Annotated in this window: 24 protein-coding genes; 6 read left to right on the top strand and 18 right to left on the bottom strand. The window is 63.1% G+C overall.

Annotated features, from left to right (window positions below):
- Nucleotides 1-107 precede the first annotated feature (107 nt).
- Together KJP28_RS16245 and KJP28_RS16240 are read left to right on the top strand one after the other, a co-directional pair.
- Entirely contained in the window at nt 108-989 is an 882-nt protein-coding gene (locus KJP28_RS16245) for a cytochrome b/b6 domain-containing protein (protein WP_218393683.1), read from the top strand.
- Nucleotides 986-1,738, top strand: coding sequence for a molybdopterin-binding protein (locus KJP28_RS16240; protein WP_218393682.1), 753 nt, complete (start codon nt 986-988; stop codon nt 1,736-1,738). Before KJP28_RS16245 ends, KJP28_RS16240 begins: the two co-directional genes overlap by 4 nt.
- On the opposite strand, the gene fmt is transcribed toward KJP28_RS16240, so the two are convergent.
- The 3 genes from fmt to def (KJP28_RS16225) are packed head-to-tail and all read right to left on the bottom strand — an operon-like array spanning nt 1,735 to nt 3,656.
- Nucleotides 1,735-2,637: a methionyl-tRNA formyltransferase gene (fmt, locus tag KJP28_RS16235; RefSeq protein WP_218393681.1), complete on the bottom strand. Its 903-nt coding sequence runs from the start codon at nt 2,635-2,637 to the stop codon at nt 1,735-1,737. The two genes, KJP28_RS16240 and fmt, sit on opposite strands and share 4 nt — an antisense overlap.
- Nucleotides 2,634-3,131 (bottom strand): peptide deformylase, encoded by a 498-nt coding sequence (gene def, locus KJP28_RS16230; protein WP_218393680.1) that lies wholly within the window; start codon nt 3,129-3,131, stop codon nt 2,634-2,636. The genes fmt and def (KJP28_RS16230) overlap by 4 nt, the downstream gene beginning before the upstream one ends.
- A gap of 3 nt (nt 3,132-3,134) precedes the next feature.
- Nucleotides 3,135-3,656 (bottom strand): peptide deformylase, encoded by a 522-nt coding sequence (gene def, locus KJP28_RS16225; RefSeq protein ID WP_218394023.1) that lies wholly within the window; start codon nt 3,654-3,656, stop codon nt 3,135-3,137.
- Between the two features lie 92 nt (nt 3,657-3,748).
- Here def (KJP28_RS16225) and KJP28_RS16220 point away from each other — a divergent pair, with 92 nt between their 5' ends.
- The gene (locus KJP28_RS16220; protein WP_218393679.1) at nt 3,749-4,924 is read left to right on the top strand and encodes a MalY/PatB family protein; all 1,176 of its coding nucleotides are present in this window, start codon (nt 3,749-3,751) and stop codon (nt 4,922-4,924) included.
- 3 nt (nt 4,925-4,927) lie between these two features.
- Here KJP28_RS16220 and KJP28_RS16215 read toward each other — a convergent pair whose 3' ends face one another.
- From KJP28_RS16215 to KJP28_RS16175, 9 genes are all read right to left on the bottom strand, one after another.
- Complete coding sequence (locus KJP28_RS16215) at nt 4,928-5,164, bottom strand: hypothetical protein (RefSeq protein WP_336245355.1); 237 nt, start codon at nt 5,162-5,164, stop codon at nt 4,928-4,930.
- A gap of 188 nt (nt 5,165-5,352) precedes the next feature.
- Nucleotides 5,353-6,144, bottom strand: coding sequence for a precorrin-4 C(11)-methyltransferase (gene cobM, locus KJP28_RS16210; protein ID WP_218393677.1), 792 nt, complete (start codon nt 6,142-6,144; stop codon nt 5,353-5,355).
- The gene (gene cobJ, locus KJP28_RS16205) at nt 6,141-7,973 is read right to left on the bottom strand and encodes a precorrin-3B C(17)-methyltransferase (RefSeq protein ID WP_218393676.1); all 1,833 of its coding nucleotides are present in this window, start codon (nt 7,971-7,973) and stop codon (nt 6,141-6,143) included. The genes cobM and cobJ overlap by 4 nt, the downstream gene beginning before the upstream one ends.
- The gene (gene cobI / locus KJP28_RS16200; protein ID WP_218393675.1) at nt 7,964-8,665 is read right to left on the bottom strand and encodes a precorrin-2 C(20)-methyltransferase; all 702 of its coding nucleotides are present in this window, start codon (nt 8,663-8,665) and stop codon (nt 7,964-7,966) included. The genes cobJ and cobI overlap by 10 nt, the downstream gene beginning before the upstream one ends.
- Entirely contained in the window at nt 8,662-9,864 is a 1,203-nt protein-coding gene (cbiE, locus tag KJP28_RS16195; protein ID WP_218393674.1) for a precorrin-6y C5,15-methyltransferase (decarboxylating) subunit CbiE, read from the bottom strand. The genes cobI and cbiE overlap by 4 nt, the downstream gene beginning before the upstream one ends.
- Complete coding sequence (locus KJP28_RS16190) at nt 9,861-10,499, bottom strand: precorrin-8X methylmutase (protein ID WP_218393673.1); 639 nt, start codon at nt 10,497-10,499, stop codon at nt 9,861-9,863. Before KJP28_RS16190 ends, cbiE begins: the two co-directional genes overlap by 4 nt.
- On the bottom strand, nt 10,496-11,422 hold the full coding sequence (locus tag KJP28_RS16185; protein WP_218393672.1) for a hypothetical protein: 927 nt from the start codon (nt 11,420-11,422) through the stop codon (nt 10,496-10,498). The genes KJP28_RS16190 and KJP28_RS16185 overlap by 4 nt, the downstream gene beginning before the upstream one ends.
- Nucleotides 11,419-12,615, bottom strand: a complete 1,197-nt coding sequence (locus tag KJP28_RS16180) for a sirohydrochlorin chelatase (RefSeq protein ID WP_218393671.1) — start codon at nt 12,613-12,615, stop codon at nt 11,419-11,421. The genes KJP28_RS16185 and KJP28_RS16180 overlap by 4 nt, the downstream gene beginning before the upstream one ends.
- Before the next feature lies 1 nt (nt 12,616).
- Entirely contained in the window at nt 12,617-12,850 is a 234-nt protein-coding gene (locus KJP28_RS16175) for a DUF6732 family protein (RefSeq protein ID WP_218393670.1), read from the bottom strand.
- A gap of 303 nt (nt 12,851-13,153) precedes the next feature.
- Here KJP28_RS16175 and KJP28_RS16170 point away from each other — a divergent pair, with 303 nt between their 5' ends.
- Nucleotides 13,154-14,155, top strand: coding sequence for a glutathione S-transferase family protein (locus KJP28_RS16170; RefSeq protein WP_218393669.1), 1,002 nt, complete (start codon nt 13,154-13,156; stop codon nt 14,153-14,155).
- A 72-nt stretch (nt 14,156-14,227) separates the two neighbouring features.
- Here KJP28_RS16170 and rnhA read toward each other — a convergent pair whose 3' ends face one another.
- The 5 genes from rnhA to KJP28_RS16145 form a co-directional block, all read right to left on the bottom strand.
- On the bottom strand, nt 14,228-14,677 hold the full coding sequence (gene rnhA, locus KJP28_RS16165; protein WP_218393668.1) for a ribonuclease HI: 450 nt from the start codon (nt 14,675-14,677) through the stop codon (nt 14,228-14,230).
- On the bottom strand, nt 14,670-15,257 hold the full coding sequence (locus KJP28_RS16160) for a class I SAM-dependent DNA methyltransferase (protein WP_218393667.1): 588 nt from the start codon (nt 15,255-15,257) through the stop codon (nt 14,670-14,672). Before KJP28_RS16160 ends, rnhA begins: the two co-directional genes overlap by 8 nt.
- Before the next feature lie 40 nt (nt 15,258-15,297).
- On the bottom strand, nt 15,298-16,260 hold the full coding sequence (ispH, locus tag KJP28_RS16155) for a 4-hydroxy-3-methylbut-2-enyl diphosphate reductase (RefSeq protein ID WP_218393666.1): 963 nt from the start codon (nt 16,258-16,260) through the stop codon (nt 15,298-15,300).
- A 90-nt stretch (nt 16,261-16,350) separates the two neighbouring features.
- Nucleotides 16,351-16,983, bottom strand: a complete 633-nt coding sequence (locus KJP28_RS16150) for a TetR/AcrR family transcriptional regulator (RefSeq protein WP_218393665.1) — start codon at nt 16,981-16,983, stop codon at nt 16,351-16,353.
- 122 nt (nt 16,984-17,105) lie between these two features.
- Complete coding sequence (locus KJP28_RS16145) at nt 17,106-17,702, bottom strand: TetR/AcrR family transcriptional regulator (protein WP_218393664.1); 597 nt, start codon at nt 17,700-17,702, stop codon at nt 17,106-17,108.
- A gap of 87 nt (nt 17,703-17,789) precedes the next feature.
- Between KJP28_RS16145 and KJP28_RS16140 the strand changes: the two genes are divergently transcribed.
- The gene (locus tag KJP28_RS16140; RefSeq protein WP_218393663.1) at nt 17,790-18,299 is read left to right on the top strand and encodes an anthrone oxygenase family protein; all 510 of its coding nucleotides are present in this window, start codon (nt 17,790-17,792) and stop codon (nt 18,297-18,299) included.
- A 26-nt stretch (nt 18,300-18,325) separates the two neighbouring features.
- Entirely contained in the window at nt 18,326-18,670 is a 345-nt protein-coding gene (locus tag KJP28_RS16135; RefSeq protein WP_218393662.1) for a VOC family protein, read from the top strand.
- A gap of 63 nt (nt 18,671-18,733) precedes the next feature.
- On the opposite strand, the gene KJP28_RS16130 is transcribed toward KJP28_RS16135, so the two are convergent.
- Nucleotides 18,734-19,315, bottom strand: a complete 582-nt coding sequence (locus KJP28_RS16130) for a LabA-like NYN domain-containing protein (protein ID WP_218393661.1) — start codon at nt 19,313-19,315, stop codon at nt 18,734-18,736.
- Between the last annotated feature and the right edge of the window lie 55 nt (nt 19,316-19,370).

Below are 19,370 nucleotides of genomic sequence, written 5' to 3'. Positions count from 1 at the left end.
TGCGTGAGGGTTATAGCGCGCCCGTTCGGGGCGGCTCATCGCAGTTCGAAACCCTCGGCGGATGTAACACGCTGAAACTATTCCCCACTCCGCCTCGTTAGTTCCTGATGAGTGCCGCGCCAATCGCGGGATACTCTGAAAGCGAGGGCGGCTTGGCCGAGGAAAAGGATCTCCGAGAAACCGGCAAGCATGGCGAGACCGTGTATCGCCATTCGACCGGCACCCGGCTGTGGCATTGGACCACCGTTGCCACCTTCGTCATCATGCTCATGTCCGGGCTTATGATCTTCAATGCGCACCCGCGCCTTTACTGGGGTCAATACGGAGCCAACCCCGATTATGCCTGGCTGGAAATCGGGAACGAGGATGCGCGGGGTTATCTGCGTGTCGGCAATGTCGACGTGACGACGACGGGTGTGCTTGGCGTCTGGACGTCGCGCGACGGGGAGTTGCAGGCGCAGGCTTTTCCCTGGTGGGCGACGATACCGTCGACCTACAGCCTTGCAAGAGCGCGGCTCTGGCATCTGACATTTGCCTGGGTCCTGGCCGTGGGGATGTTCGTTTATCTTGTCGGAAGCGCCCTTGGACCACATCGCCGTGACCTGTTGCCCGTGAACCGCGAACTCAGTCCCGGCCATGTCTGGCAGGACATCAAGAACCATGCCCGCCTGCGGTTTCCCAAGGGCGAAGCTGCGGCACGCTACAACATATTGCAGAAACTCACTTATCTCGCCGTGCTGCTCGTGCTCTTTCCCGGCATCATCCTGACCGGGTTCACAATGTCACCGAACCTGAACGCCAAGTTGCCGATCCTGCTGGATCTGTTTGGCGGGCGTCAATCCGCGCGGTCCCTTCATTTCATCTTCGCGTTCGGCTTGGTCGGTTTCGTCGCCATCCACCTGATCATGGTCGTGCTCGCCGGACCGATCAACGAGATCAGATCCATGGTGACGGGGTGGTTCAGGCTGCCGAAGGAGGACCGGTCATGAGCCGTTTGATAACCCGCCGCCGCCTGATTACTGGGCTGGGCTATACGACGATTGCCGGAGCTTTCGGCGGTCTGGCCGTCAGCTCCGATTTTCGCGACCTTGTCCTGAAAGGTGGCGAAACGCTTGCTTACAACACGCATCGGCTTGTCGGCCGAGACGCGCTCGTTCGGGAGTATTCCGAGGCCGAAATGTCACCGGATTTCAGGACGAACGGCAATACGTCGGGCTCGACGGACGAATGGAAGGCTGCACAGGCGAGCGGTTTCGCGGATTGGAAGCTGAAGGTCTCGGGGCTGGTGGCACAGCCCGGACAGTTCGGGCTGGAAGCGCTGAAATCCATGCCGTCGCGCACCCAGATCACGCGCCACGACTGCGTGGAAGGTTGGAGCGCCATCGGAAAATGGACCGGCGTTCCCCTGTCGGCCCTGCTCGACCGGGTGCGCCCGAACCCCAATGCAAAATACGTGGTGTTCCGCTGTGCCGACCGTTTCGGACTGTCTCTCTATTACGAGAGCATCGACATGGTCGACGCCTATCACCCCCAAACCATCCTTGCCTACGGGATGAACGATCAGGACTTGCCGGTGGGCCACGGCGCCCCGATCCGCCTTCGCGTCGAGCGGCAGTTGGGCTACAAGAATGCGAAATACATCATGGAGATAGAGCTTGTCGAAAGCCTTGCCGGGATTGGCGGCGGCAAAGGCGGCTTTTGGGAGGATCGTGGCTACGAATGGTATGCCGGGATCTAGTCCACCCGCTCGGGCATCTCGAAACCCCGCAGGAATTCGTCGGCCTCCATCGCGCGTTTGCCCGGTCGCTGGGCGCGGGTGATCGTGACCGCTCCATCCCGGCAGGCAATGAGTAAAGGGCCCAGCGACTTGCCGGGATCACCGCTTTGTCGATCGACAACGCGCGCGCCCAGAAGCTTGATCCGTTCGCCGTCCATTTCGCACCACGCGCCGGGAAAGGGTGAGAGGCCTCGGATATGCGCGCTGACCTCGGCGGCGGGCCGGTCCCAATTCACGCGGGCTTCGGATTTGTCGATTTTCTCGGCGTAGGTCACGCCGTTCTCGGGTTGTGGTTCAGGCACGAGATCGTCGAGCGACGCAAGGGCTTCGACGATGGCGTGAGCGCCCATGGCCGACAAACGGTCATGCAGACTGCCGGTGGTTTCGTCGGCGCCGATGTTCGTTTCGCGTCTGAGGAGCACGGGGCCGGTATCGAGGCCCGCCTCCATCTGCATGATGCAAACGCCCGTCTTGTCGTCCCCCGCCATGATCGCGCGGTGGATCGGGGCCGCGCCGCGCCAGCGCGGGAGGAGTGAGGCGTGGATGTTCAGGCAGCCGTGACGGGGTGCATCCAAGACCGGCTGCGGCAGGATCAGGCCATAGGCCACGGCGACGGCAACGTCTGCGTCGAGCGCGGCGAACTCCGCCTGCGCTTCGGCACCCTTGAGCGAGGACGGGTGGCGCACCTCGATGCCCAGCGCCTCGGCGCGGGCATGAACCGGGGTCGGACGATCCTTCTTCCCGCGCCCCGCCGCTCGGGGCGGTTGGGAGTAGACGCAGACGACCTCGTGGCCAGCCTCGACGAGCGCATCGAGCACCGGGACCGAGAAATCCGGGCTTCCCATGAATACGATCTTCATCGCCGCACCTTCCGCGCCTTCGCGATCAAGCGGTCGCGTTTCAGTTTCGACAGGGTGTCGAAATACATCCTGCCGTTCACGTGGTCGATCTGGTGTTGGACGCTGGTCGCCCAGAGCCCGACGAAATCCCGCTCGACCCGCTCCCCGGTTTCATCGAGATAGGCGATGGTCACCGCGCGGGGGCGTGAGATCACGGCGGAGACGCCGGGCAGGTTCGGCGAGGCTTCCTGATGCTCGCGGAGCTGAACGCTTGCGTGCAGCACTTCGGGGTTGGCCATGCGCACCGCCTTCCCGCGTTCGTCAGATGCGTCGACGACGGCAAGTCGCTTCATGATCCCGAGTTGAACGGCAGCAAGGCCGACCCCGGGCATGGCGTCCATCGCCTCAATCATCTCATCCCAGATCGCGCGCACTTCGTCGGTGACGGTCGCAACCTCTTCGGCGGGCGTCCGCAAGCGTTTGTCGGGCCACATGACGAAGGGACGATGCCCCATGTGTCAGACCCGCGCTCGTTCGCGTTTCATCTTTTGGGATTTGCGGGTGATCATCTGCCGCTTCATCGGCGACAGGTGGTCGATGAAGAGCTTGCCGTTCAGGTGGTCGATCTCGTGCTGGACGCAGGTCGCCCAGAGGCCCTCGAAATCCTGTTCGCGCTCATTGCCGTTGCGATCCAGCCAGCGCACCGAGACTTCGGCGGGTCGGGTCACTTCGGCATATTGGTCGGGGATCGACAGGCAGCCCTCTTCGTAGACGTTGGTCTCATCCGAAGACGCGAGGATCTCGGGGTTGAACATCGCCATGGGCTGTGGCGGATCGCCTTCCTCCTTGATGCAATCAAGAACGATCAGCCGAGACAACACGCCGACCTGCGGCGCGGCCAGTCCGATGCCCGGCGCGTCATACATGGTCTCGAGCATATCGTCGGCGAGCTTGCGCAGCTCGTCCGACACGTCGGCCACGGGATCACACACCTTTTTCAGGCGCGGATCGGGGTGGATGAGGATCGTCTTCGTCGTCATGCGGTTCATTTAGGGCACGCCTCACAAAAGCGCAATGTCACCTTGCACCTGCCGCGCGCGCGGTTAGCTTGGCGCGCGATGAAGGAGTGCACATGGATTACGATTTCGATCAGGTCATCAACCGCGTCGGCACCCATTCCGGCAAATGGGACAAGATGGAGATGCTCTACGGCGTCTCGCCGCAAGACGGCATCGCCATGTGGGTCGCGGATATGGATTTCCGGGCCGCCCCGCCGATCCAACGGGCGCTGGACGAGATGCGACGCGTCGGAGTCTATGGGTATTACGGCGATGACGAGAGCTATCTCGCCTCGATCGAATGGTGGATGCGCCATCGGCATGGCTGGCAGATCGAGCCGAATTGGGTGTTCACGACGCATGGTTTGGTGAACGGGACGGCGCTGTGTCTTCAGGCCTTCACCGAGCCGGGAGACGGCGTGGTCCTGATGACGCCGGTTTATCACGCGTTTTCGCGCGTGATCCGGGCGTCAGGGCGCGAGGTCGTCGAATGTGAATTGTCGTTGGATCACGGGCGCTACACGATGGATTTCGACGCGTGGGACGCGCAGATGACCGGGCGGGAGCGCATGATCATCCTGTGCTCGCCGCACAACCCGGGTGGCCGGGTGTGGACGCGTGAAGAGCTGGAGGGCGTCGCCGCGTTTGCGAAGCGTCATGACCTGATCCTCGTGTCAGACGAAGTGCATCACGATCTCGTCTATGACGGGCACACCCATGTTCCGATGGCGCTGATCGAGGGAGTCGCGGACCGGCTTGTGATGATGACCGCGCCGACGAAGACCTTCAACATCGCCGGGGCGCATTGCGGAAATGTCATCATTGAGAGCCCAGATCTTCGCGCGAAATTCGCGGCGCAGATGTCGGCGATGGGCATGTCTCCCAACTCCTTCGGCATGATCATGACCGAAGCGGCCTATACTCCGGAAGGGGCGAAATGGGTCGACGCGTTGGTGACGTATCTCGACGGGAACCGCGACGTGCTCGATGCTGGGTTGAATTCCATCCCCGGCGTTCGGAGCATGAAGATGGAGGCAACGTACCTCGCCTGGGTCGATTTCTCACGAACCGGCATGAGTCGGCAGGACTTCACCCGGCGCGTCGAGGCGGGCGCGAAAATCGCGGTCAACCACGGTCCGAGCTTTGGGACCGGGGGCGAGGCCTTTCTCAGGTTCAACTTCGCCACGCCCCGATCCGTCGTGATCGACGCATGTCGCCGGATGCGGGCCGCGTTCCGGGATCTGCAGTAGCCTTCAGCGCGGCAAGAGTGCCACCGGAGCGTCCGGGTCGCGGGCGTAATCCAGAGGCGCCTTGTCCGTTGCGGCTGTCGCGCGCTTGAAGTCATACCTCATCAGCGGCCCATCCGCCTCGGACGCGACGATCAGGCATTCATAGAGATGGTTCGGTCCCGCGTAGAGATCGACCAGGCCGCGCAGATGCGGCGCGTCTTCGATGTCGAGCGCGAAGCCGGTGCCGGAATAGTCGAGCACGGGGTAAGAATTCTCCCCGACCTGGACGCGCATCCGCGCTTGTTTTTTCGCTTTTGCTTTCTGCGCTTTATGCAGATTTTCCAATAATTCTTTTGAAATTGAATCCATTACCTTGCCCTCCGGCCTTCAATCATGGCGGAAATGTGTTTTCCGTCAAGTTAACCGAGGCGAAACACATTGGTTCCCGGTCAGGTGTTGTTTTCTTCGATCAGGTCGACTCCGACCACCGGACGAAGAACATGCGGTTGCGTAGGGTCGTAGAGTGCGCTGTCCTTGAAGTCGCGGACATTGCCGAGCGCAGGACCGACGAGGATCAGCGCAGTGCGCGTGATTTTCTCTTTGCGAACCTTCAGGCGAATGTCTTCGAGCGTGCCGCGAATGAGCATCTGGTCGGGCCAGCCGACGCGGTAGGCGACCACCACCGGGCAATCTGCGCCGTAATGCGGGGTCAGGATGCGCTCGATCTCGCGCATGTTGCGCACGCCGAGGTGGATGGCGAGGGTCGCGCCGGTGCGGGCGAAATTCTCGAGCGTTTCACCTTCGGGCATGGAGGTCGACTGCATCGAAACGCGTGTCAGAACAATGCTTTGCGCAATTTCTGGAATTGTCAGCTCCTGTCCCAGCGCGGCAGCTGCGGCGGCGTAGGCGGGGACGCCGGGAACGATCTGGTAGTCGATGCCGTCAGCCCGGAGGCGGCGGATCTGCTCGGCGATTGCGCCGTAGAGCGACGGGTCGCCGGAATGGACGCGCGCCACGTCCTCGCCCCTCTGGTGGGCCGCCACGATTTCGGCGTGGGTGTCGTCGAGCGTCATGGCCGCAGTGTCCAGCACGCGGGCACCTTCAGGCGCACAGGCGACGACTTCGGGCGGAACCAGAGACCCTGCATAAAGACACACGGGGCATTCGCCGATGATGCGCTGCGCCTTGAGCGTCAGGAGTTCGGGGTCGCCCGGGCCGGCGCCGATGAAATAGACGGTCATTGGGTGTCCTCCAGGTGTCGGTTGCCGACCTCGGCCAGATCGCCATCGATTCGCCGGGCGTAGCCGCGGGGCGTGAACATGCGAGGGCCTTCGCCAAGCTGGGCGAGACGGGAATGAGACGAGCCGACGAGCACCACGGTGAGCATATCGACTTCGTCCACATCTAGCTCCGAGAGCCTACGGTAGCGTATGTTTTCCTCGGGCCGTCCAAGCGAGGAGGCCAGTAACACGGGCGTGTCGTCGGGACGATGCGAGAGGAGAATGTCTCGTGCCTCGGCCAGAAGAGTGCGGCGACGCTTTGATACCGGATTGTAGAAAGCGATCACGAAATCGCCTTCGGCGGCAGCTTTCAGTCGTTTCACGATGTCTTTGCGTGGCGTGAGCAGATCGGACAGCGAAATGGCGCAGAAGTCGTGGCCCAGTGGTGCGCCTGCCCGCGCGGCGGCCCCCTGCAACGCGGACACACCGGGGGTGGAGATCACCTCCACGCGCCGCGCCGCGTCGGAGACACCGGAAGCGTCGGGGTCACGGTCGAGCAGTTCGAAAACCAGCGCGCCCATGGCGTAAATGCCTGCATCGCCTGAACAAATCAGCGCGACGTTCTTACCCTTGCCGGCCTGTTCAAGCGCATAGCGGCAACGATCTTCTTCGCCGCCAAGCGGATAGTCCGTGCGGGTCTTGCCCGCCGCCAGCGGTCCGAGCAGGTCGATGTAGAGTCCGTAGCCCACGAGTTCCTTTGCCTCCTGAATCAGGCGCGAGGCTTCCGGAGTTCGCCATGTCGCCTGCCCCGGCCCGATGCCGATGATCGACAGGCGGCCACGGGCGCGGCCCGGCAGGTCGATGATCGGCGCGGGGGCTTTGGCGAGCGCGCAGGTGGTGTTGGCGGTCTTGACCTTCTCGACCGTCAGCGCCGCACCCGCACCGGCGCAGGCGAGCGCAGCGGCTTCCGACACACCGTGGGTGCCGACCTCGGCGAACACCACGTCGGACGGGTTGGCGAGACGGGGCGTCATCGCCTCCAGCTCTTGTGCCGAGAACAGGCGCAGGGGCACGCCGAAGTCGCGGGCGAGCGCGTTCATGGCGGGTTCGTCGCCTTTCAGGTCGAGCGTTGCAATGGCAGCGAGCGCGCCGGGGGCGATGTTCGCCTGGCTCAGGGTGTCATCGACAAGCGCGCGCAGCTCGTCAGGGTCGGCGTTTCGTGCGCAGCCGACGCCCAGAACATACGCTTGCGGATGGTATACGAGACAGCTCGCGTCGCCTGCTTCCGGGGCATCGGTCACAGAGAGCGTCACGGCGCCGCGAGTGTCCTCCAGCCCGAAGATGTTTTCGCCCTTTACCGTCAGCCCGTCGCCCGCCAACAGCGCGGCCATGACGGATTTTGCGTCTTCGGGGTTGGAAAGGCGGTAGCCAGCAGGCGGCACGTCGAGAGCAACGCCGATGGCGATGTCGCCCGCGGTGGTCACGGCGGCCTTTGCGTCGAGGATTTCGGCGATCTCTGTCGCCATGCGGTTTGCGCCACGATGACCACCCAGAAGCGGTATGACCACGCTTGCGTCGTCTGACACGGAGAGAACCGGCGGCTCGTTGCGCTTATCGGCGAGGATCGGGGCGACGGCGCGGATCAGGATGCCGGAGGCGCAGACACCGATGATGGGCGTTCCGGCGGCGAACAGGTCACGGGCATGGTCGAGCGCGTTCGGGAAGAAGGCGTCGGCCTTGTCCACGCGGCCCTCGCGCCCATGCACCTGCGCGCCGATCGCGGCGGCGATGCGGTGCGCCGTGGGTTCGCCGGAGCGGTTGAGGCACAGGACGACAGGAGTCACAGCCATGGATCGGAACCTTTCGCGACGAGGATCATGGAGAAATAGGGGGCGGGATCGGGAGCGTCCGCGAGCGGCAGGATGCGCTGCTCGGCAAGCGTGGCGCGCTCGATGTAGCGGGCCTGATCTACGAGCCCGAGTGCGGTGAGCACGTCGCGGATGCGGCCCGCGTGGCGACCCACTTTGAGGATCGCTACGGCCTGCGCCGCTTCGATCCGTTTGGCCAGTTCGTCGGAGTCCATGGGACCTGCGAGAACCGCGAGCGTGTCGTTGCGGGCGACGAGAGGTTGGCCCAGAGCGGCAGAGGCGGCGGAGACAGATGTGATGCCCGGGATCACGTCGCAATCGTAGCGATCGGCGAGGCGGGCAAATAGATACATGAAGGAGCCGTAAAAGAATGGGTCGCCTTCGCAGAGGACCGCGACGTCCTGTCCGGTGTCCAGTGCTTCGGCAATGCGCTCGGCCCCAAGATCGTAGGCCGCCTGAGCAGGTTCGCGGTGCTTCGTCATGGGCACTTCGATGACGATTTCATGCACGCCCGGCGCGATGAGGTCGGCGGCGATGCGGCGCGCGAAGCTTTCGGTGCCGGGAAGCGCGGGATACGCGATGACCGACGCTGTGCCGATGGCGCGGGCAGCTTTCAGCGTCATCAGGTCGGGGTCGCCCGGCCCGAGGCCAACTCCGATGAGTTTGCCGGTCATCGTTTCACGAGGCTCCATTGCGTGACCGACATGGCCGGTCGCCAGCCGCGCATGGAACCCAGTGGTTCAGCGCGGTCGACGGCGATGCGGGTCAATTCGCCGCCGTGCCGGGAATGCAGATCGTTGAGCAGGCTCTCGCTCTCGAGTGTCACGGCGTTCGCGACGAAACGCCCGAGCGGGCGGAGTGCGTCCCACGCCGTGCGGAAAACCTCTTCACTCAGGCCGCCGCCGACGAAGATCGCGTCGGGGCGTTCGAGGTCGGAAAGCACCGCGGGGGCTTCGCCTTCGATCAGTTCGAGACGGGGCGCGCCCAGCGCCTGCGCGTTCGCGGCGGCCATGGCGCGTCGGTCGGCGCGTGGCTCGATCCCGATGGCGCGGGCGTAGCGGGCCGCGCGCATCCATTCAATCGCGACGGAACCGGAGCCGCAGCCGATGTCCCACAGGAGCGCACCGCGCATGGGCATGAGTTTGGCCACGGTGATCGCGCGCACTTCGCGCTTGGTGATCGTGCCGTCGGATTGGAACAGAGTGTCGTCAAGTCCGGGAACACGAGGCATGAGTGCGGCATCCGGGGCGGCGATGCATTCCACGGCGAGCGTGTTGAAGGGCGGAACGTCGTGGTTCCAGTCCTCGGCCAGTGCGTCGAACCGCGTTTCGTCAGCGCCGCCCATGCTGGCGAGCACAGTCATCGGAGACTTCCCGAAGCCGCGTTCTGTCAGGAAGCGGGCGATCTGACCCGGCGTCTCGGAGCCGGTGGTCAGGATCAGGAGACGCGCGTCGGGTTGGATGAACGCGATCATCTGCTCGACCGGGCGGCCATGCACAGTTAGCGTTTCAAGATCGGCCATGGACCACCCCATGCGGGCCGAGGCGAGTTGGAAGGCCGACAGTTGCGGGTGATAGGTAATCTCGCCGGGTGGGATGGCACGACCAATACGAGCGCCGACCGAGAACCAGAGCGGATCGCCGGTGGCAAGCACGACGACGCGCTTGCCCTTGAGCGAGAGAAGCTGGTCGATCAGAGCGTCGAATGGCGAGGGCCAGGACAGGCGCTCGGCAGTGATTGCATCCGACAGCGTATGGTGGCGATCACCACCGATGATGATTTCGGCAGCCTCGACCACGGCGCGGGCAGCCGGTGTGAGGCCGTCCAGCCCGTCTTCGCCGATGCCGACGATGTGAAGCCAGCTTTGCGTCATTGGGTGATCTCCGGTAGGCCGGCGGCGAGCGCGTTGACGGCGGCGGAGGCGATGGCCGATCCGCCACGCCGACCGCGAAGCGCGACGAAGTCGCAGCCGCGCGGATTGTTGACAAGCTCGGCCTTGGACTCGGCCGCACCGACGAAGCCGACCGGGAATCCGAGGATCACGGCTGGCTTTGGCGCGCCCGCGTCGAGCAGTTCGAGAAGGTGGAAGAGCGCGGTGGGGGCATTGCCGATGGCGACCACCGCGCCCTTGAGGTGCGGTTCCCACAATTCCACGGCGGCGGCGGAGCGGGTGTTGCCGATCTCTTTCGCGCGGGCGCGAACGCTCTCGTCATTCAACGTCACGATCACGTCGTTTCCGCGTGGCAGGTAGCGGCGGATGATGCCCGCCCCGACCATTTCGCAATCGCAGAGGACTGGCGCGCCGTTGGCGAGCGCGTTTTGTCCGGCTTCGAAGGCATTGGAGGAATAGGCGAGGCGGTCCGCGACTTCGACCATCCCGCAGGCGTGGATCACGCGGGTCGCGAGCTGGGCCATGCCGGGGGCGAAGCGGTCGAGCCGAGCCTCTTTCTCGACGATCGCGAAGCTTTGCGCGTAGATCGCGGCGGGGTCGCGTTCGTATGGTCTCATGCTGCAAGGCTCCTTGAGCAGGCGTCGATCAGGGCTGTTTCATGGCCGAGACCGAGGATCCACGCTTCTTCGCGAATGATGGTGGCGCGGTCCTCATCGGTGAGGTCCGGTGCGCCAGCAAACAGCGGTGCGAGGCTTCCCGTGCGGTCGAGTTCCGCGAATGCGCGCGCCGAGCAGAGCACCTGCGCCGCGTCCAGCACATCGTCGCCCTTGGACGCGTGCGCCTGTTTTTGCAGGAGCGAGGGGTAGATTTCCGCCAGAATGCAAGGTGCGTCGCCCCGGTCGAGACCGGTGTCGAAGGGCCATATCGCGACTGCGCCGGACAGATCGGGATCGTTGCGAAGTGCCATGAGGGTGGGCAGACCGACGACGACCTGAGAGCCGACCGACCCCGCATAGGCGAGTTGCCAGACCGTCTTGGCGCCCTTGGCGCGATTGTCGGCAAGGCGGCGTTCCGGCGGGTGGTCTCCCCCATGCCGCGCTTTGGCGCGGGTCGGGATGTCCGGATGGTTCCACGAAGCGGGACGCCCCCAGAACGGGCCGATGCCATCGTAGAGGCGGTTGATCCGTTCGGCCACGACATAGCGGTTCGAGCGGTTGCCCTCGTCATCCTCGACCTGGTCCTCGAACCATTCGAGAAGCGAAAGCGCGCTTGGCTGGCCGGTGATGCGTTCGGCCACACCTGCCGGGTAGCCGAAAGGGAAATCGAACCCGATGAGAGCGCGTCGCCCGGCGGAGGTTTCCGAGATCACCAGATCGCGCAAGAGAGAGCGGGCTTCATGCCGCGTGCGGCAGTAGGTGGGATATTCTGCGACACCGTCCTGCACGACGGCGAAGAAGATCGCGTCCTTCGTGCGTCGTGCCGGACTTGGGCGTGAGCGCGCGGACCAGTCGACGACCACGTGGGTATCGAAGAGCGTCATTTGCTCCGGGCCGATTCTGGGCCGTGCGGGTGCTTGGCGTGGGGATATTCGGCGTGGTGGTGATGATGGTCGTGATCGTGGTCGTGGTCATGATCGTGGTGGTGATGATGGTGGTGGTCGGCCATGTGCAGGCGGCATTCGCCGGTGCAGAACGTCGTGCAGAAATTGCAGTCTTCGACATTCGAGCCGGGAGCGGAGGCGCCCTGCCCTTCGACGTGGTGGTGGTGGCTTTCCTGCACCGCGCCCACTTCGGCCTCGAAGCCAAGCACTTCGACACGGTATTTGCACATCACGCAGGTCGGTGGTGGCACGTCCGAGAAGGCCGGGTGACCGGCGCGGTCTTCGGCGTGGATGTGAACGTGGCCGTCCGAGATGGAGAGGACCTGTTCGCGGTAGGGGCAGGTGCCGCAGTTCGGGGGCGGCACGTCGCCCAATTGTTCGGTCACCCGTTCGGCGAAGGTTTCGAGCACCTTGGGGTGATCGTTCAGGTAGCCCGCCTTGACGAACTGGATCTCCGGATGCGCCTCGGCCACGCGGTCGGTGAAACCATAGATCCGGTCGATCAGGATGCCGGTGAACAGGAAGTAGGGGAAAACGACGATTCGTTTGTATCCCAGCTTCGCGGCATGTTGCAGCGCCGGTTCGACCAGCGGGAAGGTCACACCGGAATAACCGACTTCGAGCCAGCCGAAGCCCATCCCCTCCTGCAAGAGCCGCGCGATTTTTGCGACGTTGCCGTTGGCATCGGGGTCCGAGGCGCCACGCCCGATGACGACAAGGCAGGTGTCTTCAAGCGCGACGGAGCCATGTTCGGTGTTCGCTGTTTCGATGGCCGTGCGGATGCGATCTCCGGCAGCGGCGACCATTTTCGGGTCTACCCCGAGTTCGCGCCCGTAAGAGACTTCGATGCCGTTCTCGCGCCCATAGGTGTTGAGCACCGTGGGAATGTCGTTCTTGGAATGCATCGCGGCAAAGAGCATTCCCGGCACCGCGAGGATCTTGTCGCAGCCCGCATCCCGCAGGTTGTCGAGCCCAACGCGGATCACAGGGTTGGCGAATTCGAGATAGCCGTAGTCCACCATCCAATCGTCGGGGAAGAAGGCAGGCAGCTTTTCGGCCAAGACCTTGAACTCGTCCACGGCAGCCTGGCTGCGTGAGCCGTGGCCGCAGATCATAACTCCGATTTTCGACATGTCAGGCGTCCTGTGGTTCTGAGTCCGGGTCCGCGCTCGGCTCATCATCGGCTCCGTCCGAAGCCTCCTGATCCTTTTTGCCCGCGAGCACCCCCCAGATTGCCACGCCGATGGCGGTTCCGATGGCGACGCCAGCGACCCAATGGTCGTGGCCTGCGACATCGCCGAGATGGCCGACATGGGAATACGCCGCCGAGGGCGAGAGCATGAGGAGGAAGGTGAGGAGCTTTTTCATCGGCTCGGTCCTTGTCTTCGGGCGCGAAGAGGTGCGAGCCGTCCGGGAGCCCCGGACATTCCCGACGACACCGCCCGTTGATCCCCGATATGGGTCGATCCGTCAGCGATCAGCCTCTCCGGCCCCTTTCGGGGCATCGTCTGAGGTTTCCATACCGCACAGCCCGACGAGGGACAATGGGGCGAGGTGCACGGTTGCGTCCGGGGTAAGCGCAAATTGTGCACCCGCGCACGAGACTTGCGCCAACGAAACCGTATTGCGCGCCGATACGTTGGTCTAAAACGATAGCGAAAGGAGAACACGATGGGTCATCTCGACAAAGGCGAATGGAAGAAGGCGTCGCTCGCTTCGCTTTCAAAGGGCGGCGATTTCAAGCGGTCGGAAACCAAGTTTCGCAACTGGGTCACGCCAGACGGCGCCCCCGGTCCGACCGGTGAAGGCGGTTTTCCCGCGGAGAGCGGGCGCTATCACCTCTACGTCTCCTATGCCTGCCCATGGGCGCACAGGACATTGATTTTCCGTAGCCTCAAGGGGTTGGAGGATCACATCGGCGTCTCGGTCGTGCATCCCGACATGCTGGACGATGGCTGGACCTTCGACGACGATTTCCCGGGCGCGACCGGTGACACGTTGATGGGCAAGACGTTTCTGCGTGAGGTCTATACCGAGGCCGATCCGAAAATCTCGGGCCGTGTGACCGTGCCGATCCTGTGGGACACGGAGCGCAACACCATCGTGTCGAACGAATCGGCCGAGATCATCCGGATGTTCAATTCGGCCTTCGACGAGATCACGGGCGACCGGCAGGATTTCTATCCCGAAGCCCTGCGCGGCGTGATAGATACGGTGAACAAGCGGGTCTACGACACGGTGAACAATGGGGTCTACAAGTCGGGCTTCGCCACCAGTCAGGAGGCCTATGACGCGGCTGTGACCGACCTGTTCGATTCGCTCGACTGGCTCGAGGATCGGCTGTCGCGTCAACGCTATCTGGCGGGGGACCAGGTGACGGAAGCGGATTGGCGGCTTCTGACCACGCTTCTCAGGTTCGACCTCGTCTATCACGGGCATTTCAAATGTAACCGCAACCGGCTTGTCGACATGCCGAACCTGTGGGCCTATGCGCGGGAGCTTTATCAGTGGCCGGGTGTGGCCGAGACCGACCAACCGGATCATTATCACCGTCACTACCACTACAGTCACGAGAGCGTTAATCCGTACAGGATCATCCCGATCGGGCCGGATATCGACTGGACCCAGCCGCATGGTCGCGACACCCAGTTCCCCGAAGCGAAATCGGCCTGACGGCCGACGCCTCCGGCGGGCATATTTTCGGCACGATGAATGGAAAGGGCCGCGCGACATTGCCGCGCGGTTCTATTTGAAGGGGGCCATTCCTTCGCGGGCGAGCTCGTCGGCCTTCTCGTTTTCGGCGTGGCCAGCGTGCCCCTTGATCCATTTCCACGTCACTTCGTGACGGCGGGCGGCTTCATCGAGTCGTTGCCAGAGTTCGACGTTCTTCACCGGCTTCTTGTTGGACGTCTTCCACCCATTGCGCTTCCAGCCGTGAATCCAGCCCGTCACACCGTTTTTAACGTAAGCGGAATCGGTGACGATGGTCAGGGTCGAGGGGCGCTCGAGGGTTTCGAGCGCCTTGATCGCGGCCATGAGTTCCATGCGGTTGTTGGTCGTGTCCGCTTCGCCGCCGGATAATTCGCGTTCCTTCACGACACGGTCGCCGTCCTTGGCCTGAAGCAGCACACCCCAGCCGCCGGGGCCGGGATTGCCGGAGCAGGCCCCATCGGTATGAGCGACGAGATCAACCACGGGCCTGAACCCACAGCCAAGACGAGGCTTCGCCCGACAAACCTTTGCCCTGCCCTCTGACCTGGTGCAGCACGGTCAATCCGGCATCTGTCAGATATGTCAAAAGTTCGTCCTCGCCGTAGTAGGTATAGAAGCGCCCGAGGGCATCGCGGCTTTCCCCTTCGCCCAGTTTCATCCCGAGATGCAAGAGCCCGCCGGTCTTCAGTGCAGCGCACAGTGAAGCGAGATGGCGCGGGAAATCGGCGCGGTGGGCGTGCAGGAGCGAAAAATTCGCCCAGATGCCGTCGTAGATGTCGGTGCCGTCGACGTCGTCGAACGGCGCCCGCCGGGCCGGGACACCGATCTCGCGGGCCGCTGCCACCATCGCAGTGCTGGCATCGACCGCGTCGACGCTGACGCCTTCTTCCATCATCCGCCGCGCGTCCAGACCCGGGCCGCAGCCTAGATCGAGGACGTGAGCGTCTTGCGGGAGAGATGCGATGAATCTGTCCAGGCCGGGAGCGTCCCATGCGCTGACCATGCACGCATATTCGGCGCTTCGCGCGTCATAAACCGCGAGGGTTTCGGCATCGACACTCATGTCGGCTATCCGGCCCCGCCTCCGAGGCACAGGACCATCGTCAGGCCGGTTCGCGCAGGACGCGCGGCACTTTGAATTCGACGTCTTCGGTCGCGGTCTCGACCATTTCGACGGTTACGTCGTAGCGGTCCTTGAAGGCCTGGATCACCTCTTCGATCAACACCTCGGGCGCCGATGCTCCGGCCGTGATGCCGACTGCCCGAGCGCCATCAAGCGCGCGCCAGTCGATCTCGGCGGCGCGCCCCACGAGTTGGCTGTAGTCGCAGCCCGAGGATGCGCCGACCTCGACCAATCGGCGCGAGTTGGAGCTGTTGGGCGCACCGATCACCAGCAATGCCTCGACCTTGGGCGCGATTGCCTTGACCGCTTCCTGACGGTTGGTCGTGGCATAGCAGATGTCTTCCTTGTGCGGGCCGATGATCGCCGGGAACCGGTCCTTCAGCGCTGCGACGATATCGATCGTGTCGTCGACCGACAGGGTGGTCTGGGTGATGAATGCCAGGTTCTCGGGATCGCGGGGCGTGATCTTGCCCACGTCCTCGACGGTTTCAACGAGCAACACCTCGCCTTCGGGCAGTTGACCCATCGTGCCGATAGTTTCGGGGTGACCTTCGTGGCCGATCATCACCATCTGGAGCCCGTTGCGGTGATGCCGCTCGGCCTCGATATGCACTTTGGACACCAACGGACATGTCGCATCCACGTAGATCATTTCGCGTTTCGCGGCGGCGGCGGGGACCGCTTTGGGCACGCCATGCGCAGAGAAGATCACAGGGCGGTCGTCGGGACATTCCTCGAGTTCTTCGACAAAGACCGCGCCCTGTTCGCGCAGGGAGTCGACGACGAATTTGTTGTGAACGATCTCGTGCCGGACATAGATCGGCGCGCCCCATTTCTCGATCGCCATTTCGACGATCTTGATGGCGCGGTCGACGCCGGCGCAGAACCCGCGCGGCGCGGCGAGGATAAGTGTCAGGGGGGCTTTTGTGCCTTGGATATTCATGGACGCGCTCCTGTTGGAACCACACCTAATGGTGACCGGGCGCGAGGTCTAGGGGCTCGGCTTCACGGATGCGCGGGTCGCCGCCCGATTTCAACTCGGACCAAAACCCATGCTCGGGGCGCGATGGATCGGCGGGTGAATGAGGACCAGCCGTTCGACCGCAGTGACCGCTCGGGCCGCACACGTCCAGCGGTCCGGTGACGGCATGGTGCCGCTCATGCGGAACACCTGCATATTGCCGAGGATGAGCGCGAGATATGTTTCGGTCAGATCACGTGGTTCTCCCGCGACCTCACGCTCTCCGATAGCGCGCAGCATGAGCGCGTCGATGACCCTGCTCACTTCCTCGGGCCCATTTTCCAGGATGATCCGCCCGAGTTCGCCGCTTCCATCTATGACAGAAGCTCGGCGGAGCATCACGGCGCGTTTGCCGAGCACCATGAAGAGGAGTTCCGTCCCGACCTCTTCAAGAGCCGTCATCGCATCTGGAAACTTCTCACCGGTGGTTTGCACGGCTGCGGTGACGTGAGCGGTGTTGGCTTGCACCAGGGCCGTGAAAAGCCCCAAGCGGTCGCGATAACATTTCTTGACCGTGCCGAGGGAAACCCGCGCAGCCGCGGCAACCGCGGTGAGCGACACGTTCTCAAACCCCAGTTCCTCGATCAGGTCGAAGGTCACATCGACGATCTCGCGTCGGATCGAAATGTCGCCCTCAAACGTCACCTCACACTCCAGATTCCGGATTCCTGCGCGCGCGCAGCCACGCCGCGACGAGACCCCTTAGTTTGGCGTGTGTGATTTACAAAAGGATTAAGGAGGAACGATTCAGCCATCCATTTGGCGGTTCAGACCGGGAAAAGTCGACATATCCGCGATGTGGCCTTGGCAGCGCGGGCTTCGCAATTGCCAGGTTCGGGCGGTGGGGTGGCATGGGTGGCACGGCGGATCTGCGTATCCGCGAGCAGCAAGGCGATGAAGGTCTCGGCAATCTCGCCTGCGTCGCCCTTGATCCGACCCGCGTCGATTGCCTGCCTGACGAGGCCGGAGAAAAGCGGGGCCACCTTGTCACGCCCATTTCGGGCAAGAGCCTCGCCCAATGCGCCTGTTGGGTCTGCCGCAGCCGCACGGTTCAACGCGATCGCCCGGGGGCCAAGAACCATCCGGCAAAGCGCTGCACCGGTGCGTTCCAACGCTTCCAGCGGGTCGGAATGCGCCGAGCGTTCAGCCTCGAGCGCATCGGAGACCACTTGCGCGTTGGCCTCGACCAGAGCCGCGAACAGTCCGAGTTTGTCGCCATACCAGTTGTAGAGCGTTTCGTTCGAGGCCTTCGCGGCTTTCGCGACCGCCAACATCGAGGTGCCAGCATAGCCACGCTCCTCGATCAGCGCATAGGCGGCCGTGGCGATCATTTCTCTTTTCATCGCTCGCTTGTCTTCGCGCATGGCAGGACTCCCGTTGACCTAAACCGTAACGACGGATACGGATTGTTCAAGCGTATACTTAGTTACGGTTTTAACACGGAGTAGATCATGACCAGTTTGCTGAAACCTATCGCGTTCCTGTCGCTGTTGCTTGCCGGCGCTATTTTCGGGTTTTTCTACGCATGGGTCTGTTCGACCATGTGGGGGCTCGACGCTATTGACCCGCGTATCGCGATCGCCGCGATGAACGGGATGAACGACAGTGTGCGCAACGCCGTGTTCGCTCCGGCATTTTTCGGAACGCCTGTCGCGCTAATCGTGACCGCTGTCTTCGCCAAGACTGCCGGGCGCGATCGCTCTGCCTGGGCCTTCGGTCTTGCCGCCGCGATGTATATCGTTGGTGCGTTCGCGGTGACTGTGGCGGTGAACGTGCCCATGAACCGGGTGCTTCTGGATACTGCCGTGCCGGACGATATTGACGCGGCGCGTGCGATATGGACCGGGTATTCCGGGCGTTGGCAGATGTTCAATACGCTGCGGACGGTTGTCTCGGCGGGTGTCCTGCTTCTGACGGGCTGGGGAGTGTTTCGGCTTGGTGCTGAACGGGCCGGAGGCTAGGCTCGCGATGTTTCAGGAGATACTCGATGCACCTTTCGCAGACCGTTCCCGCCCTACCCGTGCCGGATGTCGAAAATGCGCAGGCCTACTATCGGGACAGTTTGGGGTTCGACATCGCTTGGCATTCCGTAAAGGGCAAGCTGGGTGCGGTGTCGAAAGGCGAACTCGTAATTTTCTTTCGCGAAGTCGACGGTCCGGTCGAACCACATGAACTGTGGGTGTTTTCCACGGACGTCGACGAAGCCGCCCGACATTTCGAAGACCTGGGGGCCGACATCGTCGACCCGCTCGCTGATCGACCGTGGGGGCTTCGGCAATTCACAATCCGCGACGAGAACGGCCACCTGTTTCACATCCACTGCGACCTGTAAGCGCCATAAACAAAGGGCCCGGCATTTGGCCGGGCCCTTGCCTTCGTGTCATGTGCGGGAAGCTTACGCTTCCTCGTCCTCTTCTTGGTCGCGCGACACCCGTTCGCGTTGGTCCTCGCGCGGCGGACGTCCGATTACATCCTTGAGCTCGTCCAGTTCGATGAAGTTGTCGGCTTGGCGGCGAAGCTCGTCGGCGATCATCGGCGGTTGGCTGCGGATCGTGGACACCACCGATACGCGCACACCCTTGCGCTGAAGCCCTTCGACCAGCGGGCGGAAATCGCCGTCGCCGGAGAACAGCACGATGTGGTCGACATGCGGTGCGATTTCCATGGCGTCGACAGTCAGCTCGATGTCCATGTTGCCCTTGACCTTGCGGCGGCCCATGGAGTCGGTGAACTCCTTGGCGGGTTTCGTGACCATCGTGAAACCGTTGTAGTGAAGCCAATCCACGAGGGGGCGGATCGGCGAGTAGTCGTCGTTTTCCAGAAGCGCAGTATAATAGAACGCGCGCAACAGCTTGCCGCGGCGCATGAACTCTTGCCGCAGAAGCTTGTAGTCGATGTCGAAACCGAGCGACTTTGCAGCCGCATAAAGGTTCGAACCATCGATGAAGAGCGCAAGGCGCTCATCTTTGTAGAACATAATTGATCCTTCCGAATTCTGTTCGCCGGTGACGCCGTGAGTGGTATGCGGAAAA

The organism is Maritimibacter dapengensis, assembly GCF_019218265.1.
GTDB lineage: Bacteria > Pseudomonadota > Alphaproteobacteria > Rhodobacterales > Rhodobacteraceae > Maritimibacter > Maritimibacter dapengensis.
The sequence above is the reverse complement of the archived record's forward strand: the minus strand, read 5'-3'. Positions and strand labels throughout refer to the sequence as shown.

Excerpts from the sequence above, each read along its gene's own strand:
- KJP28_RS16245 (WP_218393683.1), top strand. The coding sequence starts at position 108 with ATGAGTGCCGCGCCAATCGCGGGATACTCTGAAAGCGAGGGCGGCTTG.
- KJP28_RS16240 (WP_218393682.1), top strand. The coding sequence starts at position 986 with ATGAGCCGTTTGATAACCCGCCGCCGCCTGATTACTGGGCTGGGCTAT.
- fmt (WP_218393681.1), bottom strand. The coding sequence starts at position 2,637 with ATGAAGATCGTATTCATGGGAAGCCCGGATTTCTCGGTCCCGGTGCTC.
- def (WP_218393680.1), bottom strand. The coding sequence starts at position 3,131 with ATGGGGCATCGTCCCTTCGTCATGTGGCCCGACAAACGCTTGCGGACG.
- def (WP_218394023.1), bottom strand. The coding sequence starts at position 3,656 with ATGACGACGAAGACGATCCTCATCCACCCCGATCCGCGCCTGAAAAAG.
- KJP28_RS16220 (WP_218393679.1), top strand. The coding sequence starts at position 3,749 with ATGGATTACGATTTCGATCAGGTCATCAACCGCGTCGGCACCCATTCC.
- cobM (WP_218393677.1), bottom strand. The coding sequence starts at position 6,144 with ATGACCGTCTATTTCATCGGCGCCGGCCCGGGCGACCCCGAACTCCTG.
- cobJ (WP_218393676.1), bottom strand. The coding sequence starts at position 7,973 with ATGGCTGTGACTCCTGTCGTCCTGTGCCTCAACCGCTCCGGCGAACCC.
- cobI (WP_218393675.1), bottom strand. The coding sequence starts at position 8,665 with ATGACCGGCAAACTCATCGGAGTTGGCCTCGGGCCGGGCGACCCCGAC.
- cbiE (WP_218393674.1), bottom strand. The coding sequence starts at position 9,864 with ATGACGCAAAGCTGGCTTCACATCGTCGGCATCGGCGAAGACGGGCTG.
- KJP28_RS16190 (WP_218393673.1), bottom strand. The coding sequence starts at position 10,499 with ATGAGACCATACGAACGCGACCCCGCCGCGATCTACGCGCAAAGCTTC.
- KJP28_RS16185 (WP_218393672.1), bottom strand. The coding sequence starts at position 11,422 with ATGACGCTCTTCGATACCCACGTGGTCGTCGACTGGTCCGCGCGCTCA.
- KJP28_RS16180 (WP_218393671.1), bottom strand. The coding sequence starts at position 12,615 with ATGTCGAAAATCGGAGTTATGATCTGCGGCCACGGCTCACGCAGCCAG.
- KJP28_RS16175 (WP_218393670.1), bottom strand. The coding sequence starts at position 12,850 with ATGAAAAAGCTCCTCACCTTCCTCCTCATGCTCTCGCCCTCGGCGGCG.
- KJP28_RS16170 (WP_218393669.1), top strand. The coding sequence starts at position 13,154 with ATGGGTCATCTCGACAAAGGCGAATGGAAGAAGGCGTCGCTCGCTTCG.
- KJP28_RS16160 (WP_218393667.1), bottom strand. The coding sequence starts at position 15,257 with ATGAGTGTCGATGCCGAAACCCTCGCGGTTTATGACGCGCGAAGCGCC.
- ispH (WP_218393666.1), bottom strand. The coding sequence starts at position 16,260 with ATGAATATCCAAGGCACAAAAGCCCCCCTGACACTTATCCTCGCCGCG.
- KJP28_RS16145 (WP_218393664.1), bottom strand. The coding sequence starts at position 17,702 with ATGCGCGAAGACAAGCGAGCGATGAAAAGAGAAATGATCGCCACGGCC.
- KJP28_RS16140 (WP_218393663.1), top strand. The coding sequence starts at position 17,790 with ATGACCAGTTTGCTGAAACCTATCGCGTTCCTGTCGCTGTTGCTTGCC.
- KJP28_RS16135 (WP_218393662.1), top strand. The coding sequence starts at position 18,326 with ATGCACCTTTCGCAGACCGTTCCCGCCCTACCCGTGCCGGATGTCGAA.
- KJP28_RS16130 (WP_218393661.1), bottom strand. The coding sequence starts at position 19,315 with ATGTTCTACAAAGATGAGCGCCTTGCGCTCTTCATCGATGGTTCGAAC.